General features: G+C 63.2%; 12 protein-coding genes. 4 read left to right on the forward strand and 8 right to left on the reverse strand.

Translation table 11 applies throughout. The annotated features are described in order from the left end of the window. Positions 1-5 precede the first annotated feature (5 nt). The 3 genes from ispG to hemA form a co-directional block, all read right to left on the reverse strand. On the reverse strand, positions 6-1,127 hold the full coding sequence (gene ispG, locus AC2FMN_RS03955) for a flavodoxin-dependent (E)-4-hydroxy-3-methylbut-2-enyl-diphosphate synthase (protein ID WP_149774887.1): 1,122 nt from the start codon (positions 1,125-1,127) through the stop codon (positions 6-8). Between the two features lie 72 nt (positions 1,128-1,199). Beyond that, positions 1,200-2,411, reverse strand: a complete 1,212-nt coding sequence (locus tag AC2FMN_RS03960; protein WP_496686431.1) for a helix-turn-helix domain-containing protein — start codon at positions 2,409-2,411, stop codon at positions 1,200-1,202. Between the two features lie 130 nt (positions 2,412-2,541). After that, positions 2,542-3,765: a 5-aminolevulinate synthase gene (hemA, locus tag AC2FMN_RS03965; protein WP_496686434.1), complete on the reverse strand. Its 1,224-nt coding sequence runs from the start codon at positions 3,763-3,765 to the stop codon at positions 2,542-2,544. A gap of 325 nt (positions 3,766-4,090) precedes the next feature. On the opposite strand from hemA, the gene AC2FMN_RS03970 reads away from it, so the two are divergent. Next, positions 4,091-5,476 (forward strand): dipeptidase, encoded by a 1,386-nt coding sequence (locus AC2FMN_RS03970; protein ID WP_496686437.1) that lies wholly within the window; start codon positions 4,091-4,093, stop codon positions 5,474-5,476. A gap of 161 nt (positions 5,477-5,637) precedes the next feature. Here the strand turns inward: AC2FMN_RS03970 and lpdA are convergent, their stop codons facing one another. Beyond that, entirely contained in the window at positions 5,638-7,032 is a 1,395-nt protein-coding gene (lpdA, locus tag AC2FMN_RS03975) for a dihydrolipoyl dehydrogenase (RefSeq protein WP_496686440.1), read from the reverse strand. A gap of 213 nt (positions 7,033-7,245) precedes the next feature. On the opposite strand from lpdA, the gene AC2FMN_RS03980 reads away from it, so the two are divergent. Beyond that, on the forward strand, positions 7,246-7,680 hold the full coding sequence (locus AC2FMN_RS03980; protein WP_496686442.1) for a hypothetical protein: 435 nt from the start codon (positions 7,246-7,248) through the stop codon (positions 7,678-7,680). Here AC2FMN_RS03980 and AC2FMN_RS03985 read toward each other — a convergent pair. The 4 genes from AC2FMN_RS03985 to AC2FMN_RS04000 all read right to left on the reverse strand — a co-directional run bounded on the left by AC2FMN_RS03985 (position 7,677) and on the right by AC2FMN_RS04000 (position 14,231). Continuing rightward, positions 7,677-8,255, reverse strand: a complete 579-nt coding sequence (locus AC2FMN_RS03985) for a DUF924 family protein (protein ID WP_496681166.1) — start codon at positions 8,253-8,255, stop codon at positions 7,677-7,679. The genes AC2FMN_RS03980 and AC2FMN_RS03985 overlap by 4 nt on opposite strands. Before the next feature lie 107 nt (positions 8,256-8,362). Then, positions 8,363-9,634, reverse strand: coding sequence for an MFS transporter (locus AC2FMN_RS03990; protein ID WP_496681165.1), 1,272 nt, complete (start codon positions 9,632-9,634; stop codon positions 8,363-8,365). Positions 9,635-9,755: 121 nt separating this feature from the next. Continuing rightward, positions 9,756-10,802: a tRNA preQ1(34) S-adenosylmethionine ribosyltransferase-isomerase QueA gene (queA, locus tag AC2FMN_RS03995; RefSeq protein WP_496681201.1), complete on the reverse strand. Its 1,047-nt coding sequence runs from the start codon at positions 10,800-10,802 to the stop codon at positions 9,756-9,758. Positions 10,803-10,847: 45 nt separating this feature from the next. Continuing rightward, positions 10,848-14,231 carry a YhdP family protein gene (locus AC2FMN_RS04000; protein ID WP_496686445.1) on the reverse strand — a complete coding sequence of 1,128 codons (3,384 nt, stop codon included), beginning with the start codon at positions 14,229-14,231 and terminating at the stop codon, positions 10,848-10,850. Positions 14,232-14,290: 59 nt separating this feature from the next. Here AC2FMN_RS04000 and AC2FMN_RS04005 point away from each other — a divergent pair, with 59 nt between their 5' ends. Next, positions 14,291-14,752, forward strand: coding sequence for a peroxiredoxin (locus AC2FMN_RS04005; RefSeq protein ID WP_496686447.1), 462 nt, complete (start codon positions 14,291-14,293; stop codon positions 14,750-14,752). Between the two features lie 76 nt (positions 14,753-14,828). After that, entirely contained in the window at positions 14,829-15,647 is an 819-nt protein-coding gene (locus tag AC2FMN_RS04010) for a ferritin-like domain-containing protein (protein ID WP_496686647.1), read from the forward strand. The last annotated feature ends 100 nt before the right edge of the window (positions 15,648-15,747 follow it).

The following is a 15,747-nucleotide window of genomic DNA, read 5'->3' on the forward strand; positions in this document are numbered from 1 at the left end:
TGTTTCTATTCAGCCGCCTCGGCCGCGGCGTCCAGTTCCGCCGCCTTCTTCTCCACCTGCTCGACGATGTGGTCGATCATCTGTTCGTTCGACATCTTGTGGCTGGCCTTGCCCGCCAGATAGACCATGCCCGAACCCGCGCCCCCGCCGGTAAAGCCGACATCGGTCATAAGCGCCTCGCCGGGGCCGTTCACGACGCAGCCGATGATCGACAGGCTCATGGGCGTCTTGATGTGTTCCAGCCTCTTTTCCAGCGTCTCGACCGTCTTGATCACGTCGAACCCCTGCCGCGCGCAGGACGGGCATGAGATGATGTTCACGCCCCGATGGCGCAGGCCAAGAGATTTTAGGATCTCGAAACCGACCTTCACCTCTTCGACCGGATCGGCTGACAGGCTGACGCGGATCGTGTCGCCGATCCCCATCCACAGCAGGTTGCCCAGCCCGATGGCCGATTTGATCGTGCCGCTGACCAGCCCCCCGGCCTCGGTGATGCCCAGATGGATCGGGGCGTCGGTGGCCTCGGCGATGCCCTGATAGGCAGCAGCCGACAGGAAAACGTCGCTGGCCTTCACGCTGATCTTGAATTCGTGGAAATCATTGTCCTGCAGGATGCGGATATGTTCGAGCCCGCTTTCCACCATCGCCTCGGGGCACGGCTCGCCATATTTCTCCAGCAGGTGCTTTTCCAAACTGCCCGCGTTCACGCCGATGCGGATCGAGCAATTGTGGTCGCGCGCGGCCTTGATGACCTCTTTCACCCGCTTTTCATCACCGATATTGCCCGGGTTGATGCGCAGGCACGCGGCGCCGGCCTCGGCGGCCTCGATGCCGCGCCGATAGTGGAAATGGATATCCGCCACGATCGGCACCGGGCTTTCGCGCACGATCTCCTTTAACGCCTTCGACGACGCCTCGTCCGGGACCGATACACGCACGATATCCGCTCCGGCCTCGGCCGCCGCCTGTACCTGCGCCACGGTCGCGGCGACATCGGTCGTCAGCGTGTTGGTCATAGTTTGCACGGCGATCGGCGCGTCGCCGCCCACCGGAACGTTGCCGACCATGATCTGGCGGGATTTGCGGCGATAGATGTCGCGCCAGGGGCGCACGTGGTTCAGAGACATGAAAACGGATCCGCGTCAGTCTGAGGTCTGGCCTTTAGATAGTCCGGGGGCAAGCCCGCCGCAATGGCAAGATCACTCTGCCGGGGCTTCGGTCGCTTGAGTCTGAAGCTCGGCCACCAGACGCCGCAGCGCACTGTTGGCCTCGGACGTGAGATCGGCAACGGCGTAGTTTTCGGCAACCGCGTCCTTGGACAGGATCACGCCCTTGGACACGGTTCCGGGCTTACCGACCGGGCCGTAATGCTGGCCGTTCATCGAGAAATACACGCTGCCCGACGCCCCTGCGCGCAGTTGCGGGGGCTCTTCGGTCAGCGGCACCTCGAAGACGTTGCCGTTTTCGACCGTGCCAAGCGTTCCCTCGAAGATCACGCTGCCATCGGCTGCGGTGACCCGCATCCAGGCAGGTTCTACCGCAACGATCTTGAGCGCAGTGTCCACCTTTTCGACCACTTGCGGCAGCGGTGTGCGCTCGACCGTGTGCACTTCGGCCATAGCCACCTCGGGCAGTTCCGGCGGGCGGAAGGTGCCTACGGTGCGCGGATCGAGCGTCGAGATCGGCGCATCGCGCGCCACCAGCACCGGCACGTCCAGCGCCTGCGGCCGATACAGACGATCCAACGCCTCTGCACTGGGGGCCTGCAAGCCGTCGATATCATCGTCGGTGTCGGACCGGATCGCCGCCAGCGGATCGAGATCGGCCAACACCACCGGCGCTTGTTCGACCGGGGCGACCTGCACCTGCTGGATCTTGTTGAGAACCGACCAGCCGCCATAGCCGATGCCGCCGATCAGTGCCAGCAGGACCAGCGAAGAGCCGATTGCCCGGGGTTCAATCTGGCTGAAGACGGATTCACGGCCCGGAAGATAAGGCGTGTTCGGCGAAATGAACGGGTCGCGCCCCATTGGTCCACGCGCCGGCAAGTCGCCGCCGCCTTTCTTGACCACCGAGGCTTGGGCCGACATGCCATGCGCCACCGAAAACCCGCTTTCCTTGCAGAAGGTTTCAAAGGTTTCATCCGGGTCCATGCCCAGATACCGGGCGTAGGAACGCACATACCCGGCGATAAAGCCGGGTGTGTCGAACGCATCAGGGTCGGCGTTTTCGATGGCGGCGATGTAGTTGGCCTTGATCCGCAGTTCACGTTGGACATCCAGCAGAGACTTGCCCTTGGTGGCACGCTCGCCGCGCATGACATCGCCCAGGCGAACCTCATAGTCGTCAAACCCTTTTGGCCTGACCTCCACGTCTTGCTCGGAATTGCGCTGAGTCCTGCGCCCAATCATCCCTGCTGCCCCAAACTGCCTACCGCGTGTTACACGCAAACGGCGAATCATCCCCACAACGAATCATCCGTTTTCTTTTGTTAGCGAGAGCTTAACACGCGCCAAACATGTTGCACATGTCAGTCAGAGGCTACCCGGCAAGTTCGGCGCGATTTAGCGCACAATGTGACCAAAGTTCGTCCATTGCCTGGACCAAGCGGTTCATCTCGTCCGGTCCATGGACGGGCGACGGGGTAAAGCGCAGGCGCTCGGTCCCGCGGGGCACGGTCGGGAAATTGATCGGCTGGACATAGATGCCATAGCTTTCCAGCAGCATGTCGCTGAGCTTTTTGGTATGTACCGGGTCGCCTACTATCACCGGCACGATGTGGCTGCCGTGGTCGATCAGCGGCAAGCCCAGCCCCTTCAGCCGCAGCTTGAGGATCTTGGCCTGGGTCTGATGCTGCTCGCGCAGTTCCGGCGCACGCTTGAGGAAGGCGACCGAGGCTGCGGCGCCCGCAGCGACCGCCGGAGGCAGCGAGGTGGTAAAGATAAAACCCGGCGCATAAGAGCGAACGGCATCGCACATTTTCGCGCTGGCCGCGATGTAGCCGCCCATCACGCCATAGGCCTTGGCCAGGGTGCCGTTGATAATGTCGATCCGATGCGCCAGCCGGTCACGCTCGGTCACGCCGCCGCCGCGCGGGCCGTACATGCCCACGGCATGCACTTCGTCGATATAGGTCAGCGCGCCGAACTCGTCGGCCAAGTCGCAAATTTCCTCGATCGGACCGAAATCGCCGTCCATGGAATACACCGATTCAAAGGCGATCAGCTTGGGCGCGGCCGGGTCGTCGGCTAGGAGCAGTTCGCGCAGATGGGCCACGTCATTGTGGCGGAAGATCCGCTTGGCGCCCCCGTTGCGGCGCACGCCCTCGATCATCGAAGCATGGTTCAGTTCGTCGGAATAGATGATCAGGCCCGGAAACAACTTGGGCAGCGTGCTAAGAGTGGCGTCGTTGGCGATGTAGGCGCTTGTGAACAGCAGCGCCGCCTCTTTGCCGTGCAGATCGGCCAGTTCCGCCTCGAGCCGTTTGTGATAGACGGTCGTGCCCGAGATGTTGCGCGTCCCGCCCGATCCGGCACCGGTTGCGTCGATTGCCTGGTGCATCGCCTGCAACACGACAGGGTGCTGCCCCATGCCCAGATAATCGTTGCCGCACCAGACCGTGATGTCCTGCTGCGACCCGTCGGGGCGCGTGCGTACCGCATGCGGGAACTGTCCGTTGCGACGTTCGATGTCGATAAAGGTCCGGTAACGTCCTTCTTCATGCAGCTTGGCAATCGCCGTATCGAGCTGAGCTGTATAGTCCAAAGGACCCTCCTTCATGACCCTTTCGCGCGGCCAGGCGTTTCTCCGTGCCATAGTACCCGATTTTCAGGCAACGTCCGCTATTTGTTTCCTGCACTTGCCTAGCCCGTCGGGACCCGTCGCAACATTGATTTGCATCAATTATCCTTTCGGGCCAGCCGCGACAAGTAAACTCGACACCACCAAGCGCGAGGAAACGACGCAGGCCGGGCGCCTCACATGCTCGCATGTTTCCGATATTGTCCGCGGTTTCCCTGCGGCTTGGGCTGGACGGCACCGCTGGCGCTGATAGGTTCGGCGCAAATTCAAAACCATTCAGGAGCCCCCGATGTCGCTTGACGCCGTACTGAGCAAGATCGACGCTGATCTTACCACCTCGATCGACCGGTTGATGGAATTTCTTCGGATCCCGTCCATCTCGACCGATCCAGCCTACAAGGAAAGCGTTGACAAGGCTGCCGACTGGCTGGTCGCCGATTTGCAGAGCATGGGCATTCAGTCAGAAAAGCGCGCAACGCCGGGCCACCCGATGGTCGTCGGTCATGTTGGCGATGATGCTGACGCACCGCACCTGCTGTTCTACGGGCACTATGACGTTCAGCCGGTTGACCCGCTGAACCTGTGGAAGCGCGACCCGTTCGACCCGGCTCTGGAAGAGACCGAGCACGGCCAGGTGATCCGCGGGCGCGGTGCCTCGGACGACAAGGGCCAGCTGATGACTTTCGTCGAGGCCTGCCGTGCGTGGAAGGCCGTGCATGGCAAACTGCCCTGCCGGATCACCTTCTTCTTCGAAGGTGAAGAAGAGTCTGGGTCGCCTTCGCTGGTCCCGTTCCTCGAGACCAACAAGGACGAGTTGAAGGCCGATCTGGCGCTGGTCTGCGACACGTCGATGGTGTCGCGCGGCGTGCCCTCGATCGCCTCGCAACTGCGCGGCATGCTCAAGGATGAATTCACGATCATCGGCCCGCGCATCGACCTGCATTCGGGCCACTACGGCGGCCCGGGCCTGAATCCGCTGCGCGAGATTTCCCGGATCGTCGCCTCGTTCTACGACGAGGAAACCGGCCGCGTTGCGGTCGAAGGCTTCTACGAAGGCGTGCACGAGGTTCCCGCCGACCAGCTGCGCCAATGGGAGAATTGCGGCTTTGACGAGGCCGAGTACCTCAATTCGGTCGGCTACACGCAGCCGCACGGCGAAAAGGGCTACTCGACGCTCGAGCAGCAATGGGCGCGGCCGACGCTGGAAATCAACGGGCTGTGGGGCGGCTACAACGGGGCGGGGTCGAAAACCGTGATCCCCAGCGAAGCCCATTGCAAGATCACCTGCCGACTGGTCGGCGACATGGACCCCGACAAACTGCGGGACAAGATCCGCAAACACGTCGAAGACCGCCTGTCGCCCGACGCCAAGGTCGTTTGGGACAATGACCTCGAAGGCTCCCCCGCCTCGGTGATGAATCTGGACCGGCCGGAGTTCGAGGCCGCCCGCAGCGCCCTTTCAGATGAATGGAATCGCGAGGCTGTTTTCACCGGCATGGGCGGCTCGATCCCGGTCGTGGGATATTTCAATTCCGTTCTGGGGCTGGATTCGATGCTGGTCGGATTTGCGAACGACGACGACGCCATCCATTCACCCAACGAAAAGTATGACGTGAACAGCTTTCACAAGGGCATCCGCTCGTGGGCCCGTATCCTGGACGCCCTGACCCGCTGAGCAGAAGCAGTTTGCGAGGCTCTGCCTCGCACTCCGGGATATTTGACGCCAGATGAAGAATACGACCGCACTTCATCTGGCCCAAAATATCCCGGGGGAGCCGCGCGCAGCGCGGTAGGGGCAGAGCCCCATTCCGCGTTCCGCAATGATCCGATTTGCAGCTAGAAGTGGATGGCGCGTCCGTAAGCGTCCAGAACGGCCTCGTGCATCATTTCCGACAGCGTCGGGTGCGGGAAGACGGTGTTCATCAGGTCTTCTTCCGTGGTTTCCAACTGGCGCCCTACGACATATCCTTGGATGAGCTCGGTCACCTCGGCACCGACCATGTGCGCCCCTAACAGCTCACCCGTCTTGGCATCGAAAACGGTCTTGATCATGCCCTCGGGTTCTCCCAGCGCGATGGCCTTGCCATTACCGATAAAGGGGAAACGGCCGACCTTGACCTCAAAGCCCAACTCTTTGGCCTTGGCTTCGGTGTAGCCGACCGATGCCACCTGGGGGTGGCAGTAGGTGCACCCAGCGATGCTCTCGGGTTTGACGGGATGGGCATGTTTTCCGGCGATCAGTTCCGCGACCATGACGCCCTCGTGGCTTGCCTTGTGCGCCAGCCAAGGCGCCCCTGCGATGTCGCCGATCGCATAGAGGCCATCGACGCCGGTACGGCAGAATTCATCGGTCACGACATGGGTTCTGTCGATCTTCACCCCCAACGCCTCGAGCCCCAGGTTCTCGACGTTGCCGACGATCCCAACGGCAGAGATGACCGTGTCGAATTCGTGTTTTTCCGTCTTTCCGCCGGTTTCGATATGGGCGGTCACCTTGCCCTTGCCGCGGTCAAGCTGCTTGACCATGGATTTCTCCATGATCTTCATGCCCTGCTTGATGAATGCCTTTTTGGCAAAGGCGCTGATCTCGGCATCCTCGACCGGCAGAACGCGGTCCATGACCTCGACCACCGTCGTGTCCGCGCCCAGCGTATTGAAGAAACTGGCGAATTCGATCCCGATCGCGCCCGAGCCGATGACCAGCAGCTTCTTGGGCATCCGAGGGGGCTGCAGCGCGTGCTTGTAGGTCCAGACCAGGTCGCCGTCGGCCTCGAGCCCAGGCAACTCACGCGCCCGGGCCCCGGTGGCGAGGATGATGTTGCTGGCGGCCAACTCCTCGGTTCCCTTGTCGGTCTTGACCGAAACCTTGCCGCGCGCGGGGATCGTCGCCTCTCCCATCACCACGGTAACCTTGTTCTTTTTCAGAAGGTGCCCGACGCCACCGGCCAACTGCTTGGCCACGCCGCGCGACCGCTTGACCACAGCATCGATATCATATCCGATCTTCTCGGCGCTCAGCCCGAAATCCTTGGCGCGTTCCATCAGGTGGAATACCTCGGCAGACCGCAGCAGCGCCTTGGTCGGGATGCAGCCCCAGTTCAAACAGATGCCGCCCAGGTGCTCGCGCTCGACGATTGCGGTCTTCAGGCCCAGCTGGGCCGCGCGGATGGCAGCGACATAGCCGCCGGGGCCAGCCCCGATTACGATCAGATCAAAGGTTTTTGCAGCCATGTGTACCTCTCGGCGCGGGTCTGATGAAAACTAGTTTAGTGCTAAACTATTTCTGCGGGCGCTTCAACATCGCTGCCTGCGACATTGGTGACGTAAGGTCACAAAAGCAGAAACCCAGCCCGTCAAGACTATTGCAGCGCTGGGCGGAAGGCTAGAAAAGATACCAATTCCATTGGCAACACGTGTTTGACCGAGACATAGGAGGCCCAGGCCATGGCCCGAACACTCAAGGATCTGCTGATTGCCCTACTGAACGCGACTCTGATCCTGCTGGCCCTGTGCCTGTTTCTCGGCTGGAAACTGGCGCAGAGCGTCGAGAACATTCAGGACCGGTTCCAGCAGAATCTGCAGATCGTGCGCCCATTTCAGGAGCAGGCCCGCAACATCAGAGCGGATTTGAGCGCGTTGCGGGACGAGTTGAAGGCCGTTCGCGCCGGCGGCAGTACCGATTTGGACACTGGACAGGAGCTGGCGCGAACGCTGGACCGGCTCGACCAGAGCCTGGCAGCCCTGAACCGGGCACAAGATACCCTGACACAGATCGCCGAAACCCCGGGACTGTTGATCGACCGAGCCATAATCACAGCCATCGACACCACCAGCCAACGCCTGATGACGCTGCGCGGCTGCGGGGCGCAGGAAAGCTAGGCGATCGCCTGCAACTCGCGCACGGTGGCACCGTAACCGCCGTTGCTGACATAGGCGGCCTCGGGCGCAGTCGTTTCCCGCGACAGCGCCGCGTTGCGATAGGGGAACCGCCCGAATTTTCTGATCACCTCGCGATGCGCGCGGGCATGCAGCAGGTTGTCTCTGCCATGCTTGGGCATGCGCTCGCACATCAGTCGTACACAGCGTTCCTGGTCGCACAGGTTCTCGGAATGCATCAGCGGCATGTAGAAGAATTGCCGCGCCGGTTCGTCGATCTTCAGGTCCCAGCCCTTGTCGATGGCGCATTTGGCCGCCGCCAGCGCAGCCCTGTCGGACGCGAAGGCCCGAGCGCTGCCCCGGAACATGTTGCGCGGAAATTGATCCATCAGAATGATGTAGGCCAAGGCCCCGCTGGGATAGGTCAGCCACAGCGAGAATTTCCCTTGGCACGCCGCTTCCCACGTCGTCAGGAACCTCTCCCGGATCCGGGTATCCAGTGCCTCATCCTCGCGGTACCAGCCCTTGGGGCCGACTTCATCCAACCAAAAACTCAATACTTCTTCAGGACCGACCATCCCAATGACTCCGTGTGTTCTCCCCCAAGAGACGTAGGGTCATTTAAGGGTCTTTTACAGAAATGTTACAGTAACATATTGCAACACTTGCGACACATATCCGGCGCTCAGGCCGGAGTTTCAGCCTCTTCGTCGTCCTGCGCGGCCTCAATGGCGATTTCCTGCGCAACTTCCAGCGCCACCGGCGAGGCGGTGGGGTAAAGCGGCGCAAGCGCGGCGGTCTCGTCCACCGGCACATGGGCACGCTGGGTCATCCGGTACAACGCATAGGCAGCCATGGCGAACAGCAACGCTGCGATTAACAGGAAATACCCGGACGGCCCGAACACCGCATCGCCCATCAGCCAACCGGTGATGAGCGGGCCAGCGATCGCCCCCAAACCGTTGATGAAGATCAACCCGCCCGAGGCAGCGGCCATGTCCTCGTATTCCAGATAGTCATTGGTATAGGCGATCAGCAGCGAATAAAGCGGGTTCGACATGCCTCCGATCACGAAGGCGGCGGCCAGCAGAACCGCGAAGGTCATGCCAAACAGCATGCCCACCAGAGCCGCGGCCCCCCCGGCGACCGAAACCAGCAGGATCAGCACCCGCCGGTCCATCCGGTCCGAGAACCATCCCAGCGGATACTGCAACAGCAACGCACCGATGTAGAAGGTTGCCACGAAGGTCGAAATCTCGACCAGTGTCAACCCGGCGCGGGCGCCATAGACCGCGGCCATGCCGAACTGGGCCGAAAAGACGCCGCCCAGCAGGAACATGCCAACGCAGCCCAGCGGCGAGGTTTCCATCAACTGTCTCAGCGTCATCGGCTTGGTCGTGTCAAAGGCCGGTGTCGGCGAGATCGACAGCAGGATCGGCGCGAACGAGACCGAGACCAGGATCGAGGCGATTACGAAGGTCTCGTACCCCGCCGGATCGCCCACCAGCATCAGCGCCTGCGCACTGACGATGCCGATCATCTGGACGATCATGTACAGCGACAGCGCCTGCCCCCGGTTTTCATTGCTGGCGGCATTGTTCAACCAGCTTTCGGCCGTCACATACACGCCGGAAAAACAAAAGCCGATCACCACGCGGCCCAGCGACCAGGCGATCGGGTCGGTCAGCATCGGATACATGATCATCACCGCCGAGATGAACGACGCCAGCGCCGCGAAGACCCGCACATGCCCGACCCGCCGGATCATCTCGGGGGCCAGGCGCGAGCCGCCCAGGAATCCCACGAAATAGGCCGACATGACAAAGGACATCTCCAGCGTCGAGAAGCCCTCGATCTCGCCCCGCACGCCCAGCAGGGTACCCTGCAGGCCGTTGCCGATCATCAGCAGACCCATTCCTAGAAGAAGCGCCCATGCGCTGGCAAGTACCTGAAGCATGACTGCCTCCAATTCTGCTGAACAATTCTTTGCGTCAAACTCGTTGCGGTAAACGACCTGAATACGCCCCGGTCGCGCTTGTCTACGACATTTCCCGGATTCGGTCCGGTGATCGCGCCCTTTAAGGGATCAAAAGCGACGCGTCACCATAAGAAAAGAAGCGGTACCGGCTGGCAATAGCGTGATCGTAGATCCGCAGCATCCGGTCCTTACCCATCAATGCCGAGACCAGCATCAGCAGGGTGGATTTGGGCAGGTGGAAATTGGTCATCAGCGCATCGGTCACATGGAATTTGAAACCGGGATAGATGAAGATGTCGGTCTCGCCTTCCCACGGTTCGATCCGTCCGCCGCGCGCGGCGCTTTCGATCAGGCGCAGCGCCGTGGTGCCCACGGGAATGACGCGGCCGCCGGTGGCCTTGGTGGCGGCGATCTCGGCCGCGGCCTGCGCGCTGACACGCCCCCATTCGGCATGCATCTTGTGGGTGGTCACGTCCTCGACCTTGACCGGCAGGAAGGTGCCCGCGCCCACATGCAGGGTGACATAGGTGAAATCCACCCCACGCGCAGCCAGTGCCTGCAGCAGCGACTCGTCGAAATGCAGCGAGGCGGTGGGGGCCGCCACGGCACCGGAATGGCGCGCCCAGACCGTCTGATAGTCCGTCTTGTCCCGCTCGTCCGCCGGTCGCTTTGCGGCGATGTAGGGCGGCAGCGGCATCGCCCCGGCCTGCTCAAGCGCGCGGTCGAAATCCTCGCCCGTCAGGTTGAACCGCAGATGGGCCTGCCCGTCCACGACGCGTTCCAGAATCGCAGACAGTTCGCCCGAGAACACGATCTCTTCGCCGACGCGCACCTTTTTCAGAGGCTTGAGCAGTGCCGCCCAACTGCCGTCGGCCTGCGGGTCCAGCAAGGTGGCCTCGATCGCGGCCGACACCGACCCCTGCGCGCTGTCGCGGTGGCGCCGCCCCGACAGGCGCGCGGGAATGACCCGAGTGTCGTTCAGCACCAGCCGGTCGCCCGGTCGCAGCCAGTCGGGCAGGTCGGACACGCGCGCATCGGTCAGGTCATCGCCCTGCGCCACCAACAGACGCGCCGACGAGCGCGGGCTGGCGGGCCGGGTGGCGATCAGGTCTTCGGGCAGGTCGAAATCGAAATCACTCAGCTTCATGCGCGCGGCATACAACGCCCGAATGGATTTGACCACAGATCCCGGTCAACGATCTTCTCCCCGTGCCCCCAAAGACGGGCTGGGGCCATCGCGTTGGGGCGTTGCGTTGGGGCCGTCCGAAACCGTCGGCGCCGGGTCGCGCATAAGGTTGCGTAGAAACAATGGCGCCAATCCCGACAGCGGATTGACCGAGACCTGCGGCGCCGAGACCGGCCCGACCAGCTTGTAGTTGAAGGCGAAAACGCCTTCGCCCTTCTGGGTCAGTACGCTGCCGATGGCGTTGACCAGGTAGATCGGAGAAATCGCGCCCTGAAGGTTCAGGAATTTGCGGTTCAGATCGACCGTGCCGTCGAACGACAGCCCCAGCGACGGACCGACCGCGCTGCCGCTGAGGATCTTGACCTGCGTCGGCGTGATTCGCATTACGCTCTCGATCGACGAGAACTGGATCCCCTGCCCGGACATCTCGTCCAGCAACCCTACCACGCTGATCGCGTTCAACAGTGCCGCCATGGCCGGGGCGTCGGTGATGCGGGTGTTTCGGATATTCAGGTTCAGGTCGTAATTTCCGGGCTCGGCCACCGGGTCCAGCTGGACCTGTAGCGTGCCACCCTGCGCCTGCGTCAGCAACCCGGCCGACCGCAAAACGGCCCCGGCATCCACCGATTGCAGCCGGACTGCGCTGCGGCCATCGCCGCTGGGGAAGACCTGCCCCTGAACGGCGGCACCACCGTTTACCCGGGCGCTGAACCCGCCCTGCAGGCCGCCCGTCGTCTGGAAATTCCCGGTCAGGCCGGTCAGGGCCACCGTATCGGTGACCTGCAGCCGGTCCAGCGTCACGTCCAGTTTCGGACCTGCGCCACCGCCCCCGCCACCGCTGGCGAAGGTCGCCTTGGCAAGGTTCAGAACCCCACCCAGAACCCGGATATCCGGGACCGCCGCACCCCGCCCAATCAGCTCGGCCGGAACTGCCAGCCAGTCGCCCAGTTCGAACGTGCTGAATCGGATCCGGTCCAGCGCGCCATCGCTGATCGAGATCGCTCCCACGGCCCGCAGCCCGGCGGCTTCGATTAGCAGCGTGTCGATGCTCAGCGGCTCGGAGACGGTGGCTTCGACCGTCAGCGCGCCCGTGCCGGACGGAGGCTTGCGCCAGCCCAATTCGGGGATCGCCAGCGTCACCCCCGCAAGATCAGAACTGGCGCGCAGACGCGTCGGCTGACCGCCCCCGATCCCCAGTTCGATCTGCGCCACGCCCTGCCCCGTCAGCATCTGCGGCGGCAATCCCGCCTTCAGCTCGTCCATCAAACGCGGCGACAGCTCGATCTGCCCGGTCAGCGTGCTGCGTTGCGGTTCGGTGCCGCCGATGGGCTGTCGCCAGCGGACCTGCATCGGGACCGCGCCGAAAGACCCGTCGCCGGCGATGGAGACCTCGTCCTGGGTGCCGCTCAGGGCCAGTTTCGCCGCGCTGACGCGGAAACCGGGCACAAGACGATCGGTCTGCAGGTTCAGTATGTCCCCGGCAAAATGGAACCGGGTGTCTTCCAGCTTGAGCCCCTTGATCAGCGGCAGGGCCAATGTGCCGCTCAATCGCACCTGCCCGTCGGCCAGATCGACCGGCAGTTTGGCCTTGGTCAGCACGGACAATGGCGGCCGGTCCAGCAGCGACAGCGCCGCGGTCACGCTGCCTCTGGCCTGAATGCGAACAATGCCCGGCGTCGATTTCTTGATCCCGGTGTCCGGGATGATGAATGAGGTGCCCGCGGCATCGACGACTCCGCCCTGATCGGCCTTCACGAATCCCTGATGGGCGGTGACGGTAAAGCGCCGCTCGATCAGGCTGGCCTCACCGCGTGCGTTCTGCAACGGCGGCAGGGTCTTGGCAAATCGCACGGTCGCCTCGTCGAATTCGAAATCCGCGTAGATCAGCGGTTTGGTCCCGGGGCGCAGGCGAAGAGCGAAATCCACGTTCGACATCTGCCCGCCGAGCACGTTTTCCGTGACCCATTTGCGCGGCTTAGGCGCCAGTCGCGGCGGCCAGTACTGCAAAACGCGCCCCTGCGAGATCTGATTGATCCGAGCGTCGAGATCCACGCTCCAGCCGTCGGGTAGGCCCTGTACCGCGCCCGACGCATGCAGCCGCACGTTATCGTCCTCGACAACCGCCTGCCCCAGTTGCAGGCGGAACGGATTCAGACTGACCTGGAAATCCAGCTGGGCCCGGTTCAGGTGCAGGTCGTCCACGAACAGATCAGCCGGGTTCAGCCCGATTCCGGTCAGGCGGACCTGAACCGCCATGCTCTGCAGCGCACCCGTCTCCACACCCTCGAGATAGGCCTCACCTTCACCCTGGACCGTTCCCCAGGCAGAGGCGATGGATACTTCGTTGAAATCCAGAACCTGCCGGTAGGGGTCATAGGTGAAATAGGTGCGTGCCGTGTCAAACGGCACCGGACGGGTTTCGGGATTGGGCTGCACGGCGCCCGGGCCGAGGTTGAGCGTGGCAAAAACCGGCCCCAACGCCCCCTGCTCGTCGATGCTGCCGCGCAGGGCGCCCGAGATCGGCGCGTCCAGCACCTGCAGCCACGCGAGGGCCGGCGCCTGCGCGGCCACGTCCACAGCGGGCAGGTCCGTGATCGAGATGCCGAACTGTGCCTGAGGCGAGCCGAATGAGCTGGTATAGTTGGCCTCGACCATACTCACATAGTCTCGCCCCGCCAGAACCGAAAACCCTGTGGCCAGCCGCAAGGCCAGATCGTCGCGGGTGACCAGGATGTGCCCGCCATCCAGAACCCAGGACCGGCCAAGCCGCTGATCGCTGTAGTCCAGCGTGATCGCCTCCATCTCGACCGACGCCAGTGCGGACAGGGCCGGAGATTGGAAAACGGCATCAGCCTGCTCGATCAGTTCGGCCAGATTTGGCGCCTGCCTCACGGGGGCGCTGCCGGACCCCACGATCAGGGTCAGCATCCCGTCTGGCCCGCGGACCAGCGTGATCTGGGCACCGTTCAGTACGATCCGCTTGGGCCGGACATGTCCGCGCAGCAATGGGCGCATCGACAGGCTGGCCCGCAAGTCCGACACATGTGCGATCTGCCGCCCTTCGGCATCGCTGATCGACACGTCGCTCAGCCGCAGACTCGGACGCCAGCCTTCGTGGATGATGAAACTGGCATCGCCGAACCGGATCTTCACCCCGTCCAGCGCCTGGTCTAGCCGCGCCTCGACCCGGTCGCGCAGCCAGTTCGGCGCATGCACCCGTTGCCCCAGGACCATCAACCCCGAGAACACGGCCAGAAACACCAGCAGGAAAACCCCGCGCAAGGCCCACAGAACGGCCGTCCGGCGGCGGGATCGGCGGCGCGGCGCCCGGCCTGGTTTGTCCGATTTTTCGTCCTGCCGCTCAGCCAATTCGCCTACCAAGCCTTCCAACCCGCTGACGCCGCTCTATTATCCGCGGCAGTTCATGACAACCACAACCGGAGACCTCCATGCCCGACCTCTCAGACATCGCCCCCGATTTCACCCTGCCCCGTGACGGCGGCGGTTCGGTCACCCTGTCGGCCCTGCGCGGCCGCCCCGTCGTTCTGTTCTTCTATCCCCGCGATGATACGCCGGGCTGCACGAAGGAATCCATCGGATTTTCCGAAGCTCTGCCCGCCTTCGCCGAGGCGGGCGCGCAGGTCTTCGGCATCTCGCGCGACAGCGTCGCCAAACATGACAAATTCGTCGCCAAGCACGGTCTGACCACGACGCTTCTGTCCGACGAAGACGGAACCGTCTGCGAGGCCTTCGGCGTCTGGGTCGAAAAGAACATGTACGGGAAGAAATCGATGGGGATCGAGCGTTCGACCTTTCTGATCGACACCGACGGCAAGATCGCCCGCGTCTGGCGCAAGGTGAAGGTCCCCGGTCACGTCGATGAGGTGCTGGAGGCCGTGCGCGCGCTTTGACGCCGCGCGCCATCCGGTCTAAGAGGCGGCAGTTTCATTCGACCCGAGGATCACCGTGGCCAAGACCCTGACCCAGATGGCAACCGACGTGCTGACCACCGCGGACGGGCGTGCCAAGACCGCCCTGTCGCGGCGATATGCGGCCGACTGGGTCGCGTCCCGCAAGGGCGAGGCCCCGGCGATCGAGATCGGCACCGCCGAACCGCCGCTGCATCCCGCGCGCCCCGCCCGCCCCGAGCTGCTATCACCGCGCGACGTGCCGCGCCGCCGCCCCGGGTCCGAGGCCGGGCGCATCGCGCTGCTGCACGCCGTAGCCCATATCGAGCTGAACGCGGTGGACCTGCATTGGGACATCATCGCCCGGTTCGGACATGTGCCGATGCCGATCGGCTTCTACGACGACTGGGTCAAATGCGCCGAGGAGGAATCGCGCCATTTCGAAATGGTCTGCGACTGCCTGGAGGCGATGGACAGCCATTACGGCGCGCTTCCCGCCCATGCCGGAATGTGGCGCGCAGCCGAGGACACCGCCGGGGACCTGATGGGCCGGCTGGCGGTAGTGCCGATGGTGCTCGAGGCGCGCGGCTTGGACGTGACACCGGGCATGATCGAGATTTTCCGCAAGGCAAAGGCCGATCAGGCCGTAGCTGCGCTGGAAGTGATCTATGCCGAAGAGGTCGGCCACGTCGCCTATGGGTCGAAATGGTTCCACTTTCTGTGCGGTCGGGAAAATGCCGACCCCAAGGACGTGTTTCACGATCTGGTCCGCCGGTATTTCCACGGCGCCCTGAAACCGCCCTTCAACGAGGAGAAGCGGGCCGAGGCCGGATTGCCGCCCGATTTCTACTGGCCCCTGGCCGAAGATCTGCCCCCGCCCGGAACGGCCCGAAAATAGACCGGGCAGCGCGCGCTTCGGCAAATTCTCGCCGATCCCTAGCCCGAAATTGCGCGATTTTTGCACCAATCGGTTAACAAACTTGCCCATTCGCTGCCCG

The organism is Ruegeria sp. BHSC037 (assembly GCF_059613045.1).

What these genes read in the sequence shown, in the direction of transcription:
- AC2FMN_RS03980 (WP_496686442.1), top strand. Translation starts at nt 7,246, where the DNA reads ATGGCCCGAACACTCAAGGATCTGCTGATTGCCCTACTGAACGCGACT.
- AC2FMN_RS03990 (WP_496681165.1), bottom strand. Translation starts at nt 9,634, where the DNA reads ATGCTTCAGGTACTTGCCAGCGCATGGGCGCTTCTTCTAGGAATGGGT.
- AC2FMN_RS04010 (WP_496686647.1), top strand. Translation starts at nt 14,829, where the DNA reads ATGGCAACCGACGTGCTGACCACCGCGGACGGGCGTGCCAAGACCGCC.
- AC2FMN_RS03960 (WP_496686431.1), bottom strand. Translation starts at nt 2,411, where the DNA reads ATGATTGGGCGCAGGACTCAGCGCAATTCCGAGCAAGACGTGGAGGTC.
- ispG (WP_149774887.1), bottom strand. Translation starts at nt 1,127, where the DNA reads ATGTCTCTGAACCACGTGCGCCCCTGGCGCGACATCTATCGCCGCAAA.
- AC2FMN_RS04005 (WP_496686447.1), top strand. Translation starts at nt 14,291, where the DNA reads ATGCCCGACCTCTCAGACATCGCCCCCGATTTCACCCTGCCCCGTGAC.
- lpdA (WP_496686440.1), bottom strand. Translation starts at nt 7,032, where the DNA reads ATGGCTGCAAAAACCTTTGATCTGATCGTAATCGGGGCTGGCCCCGGC.
- AC2FMN_RS03970 (WP_496686437.1), top strand. Translation starts at nt 4,091, where the DNA reads ATGTCGCTTGACGCCGTACTGAGCAAGATCGACGCTGATCTTACCACC.
- AC2FMN_RS03985 (WP_496681166.1), bottom strand. Translation starts at nt 8,255, where the DNA reads ATGGTCGGTCCTGAAGAAGTATTGAGTTTTTGGTTGGATGAAGTCGGC.
- queA (WP_496681201.1), bottom strand. Translation starts at nt 10,802, where the DNA reads ATGAAGCTGAGTGATTTCGATTTCGACCTGCCCGAAGACCTGATCGCC.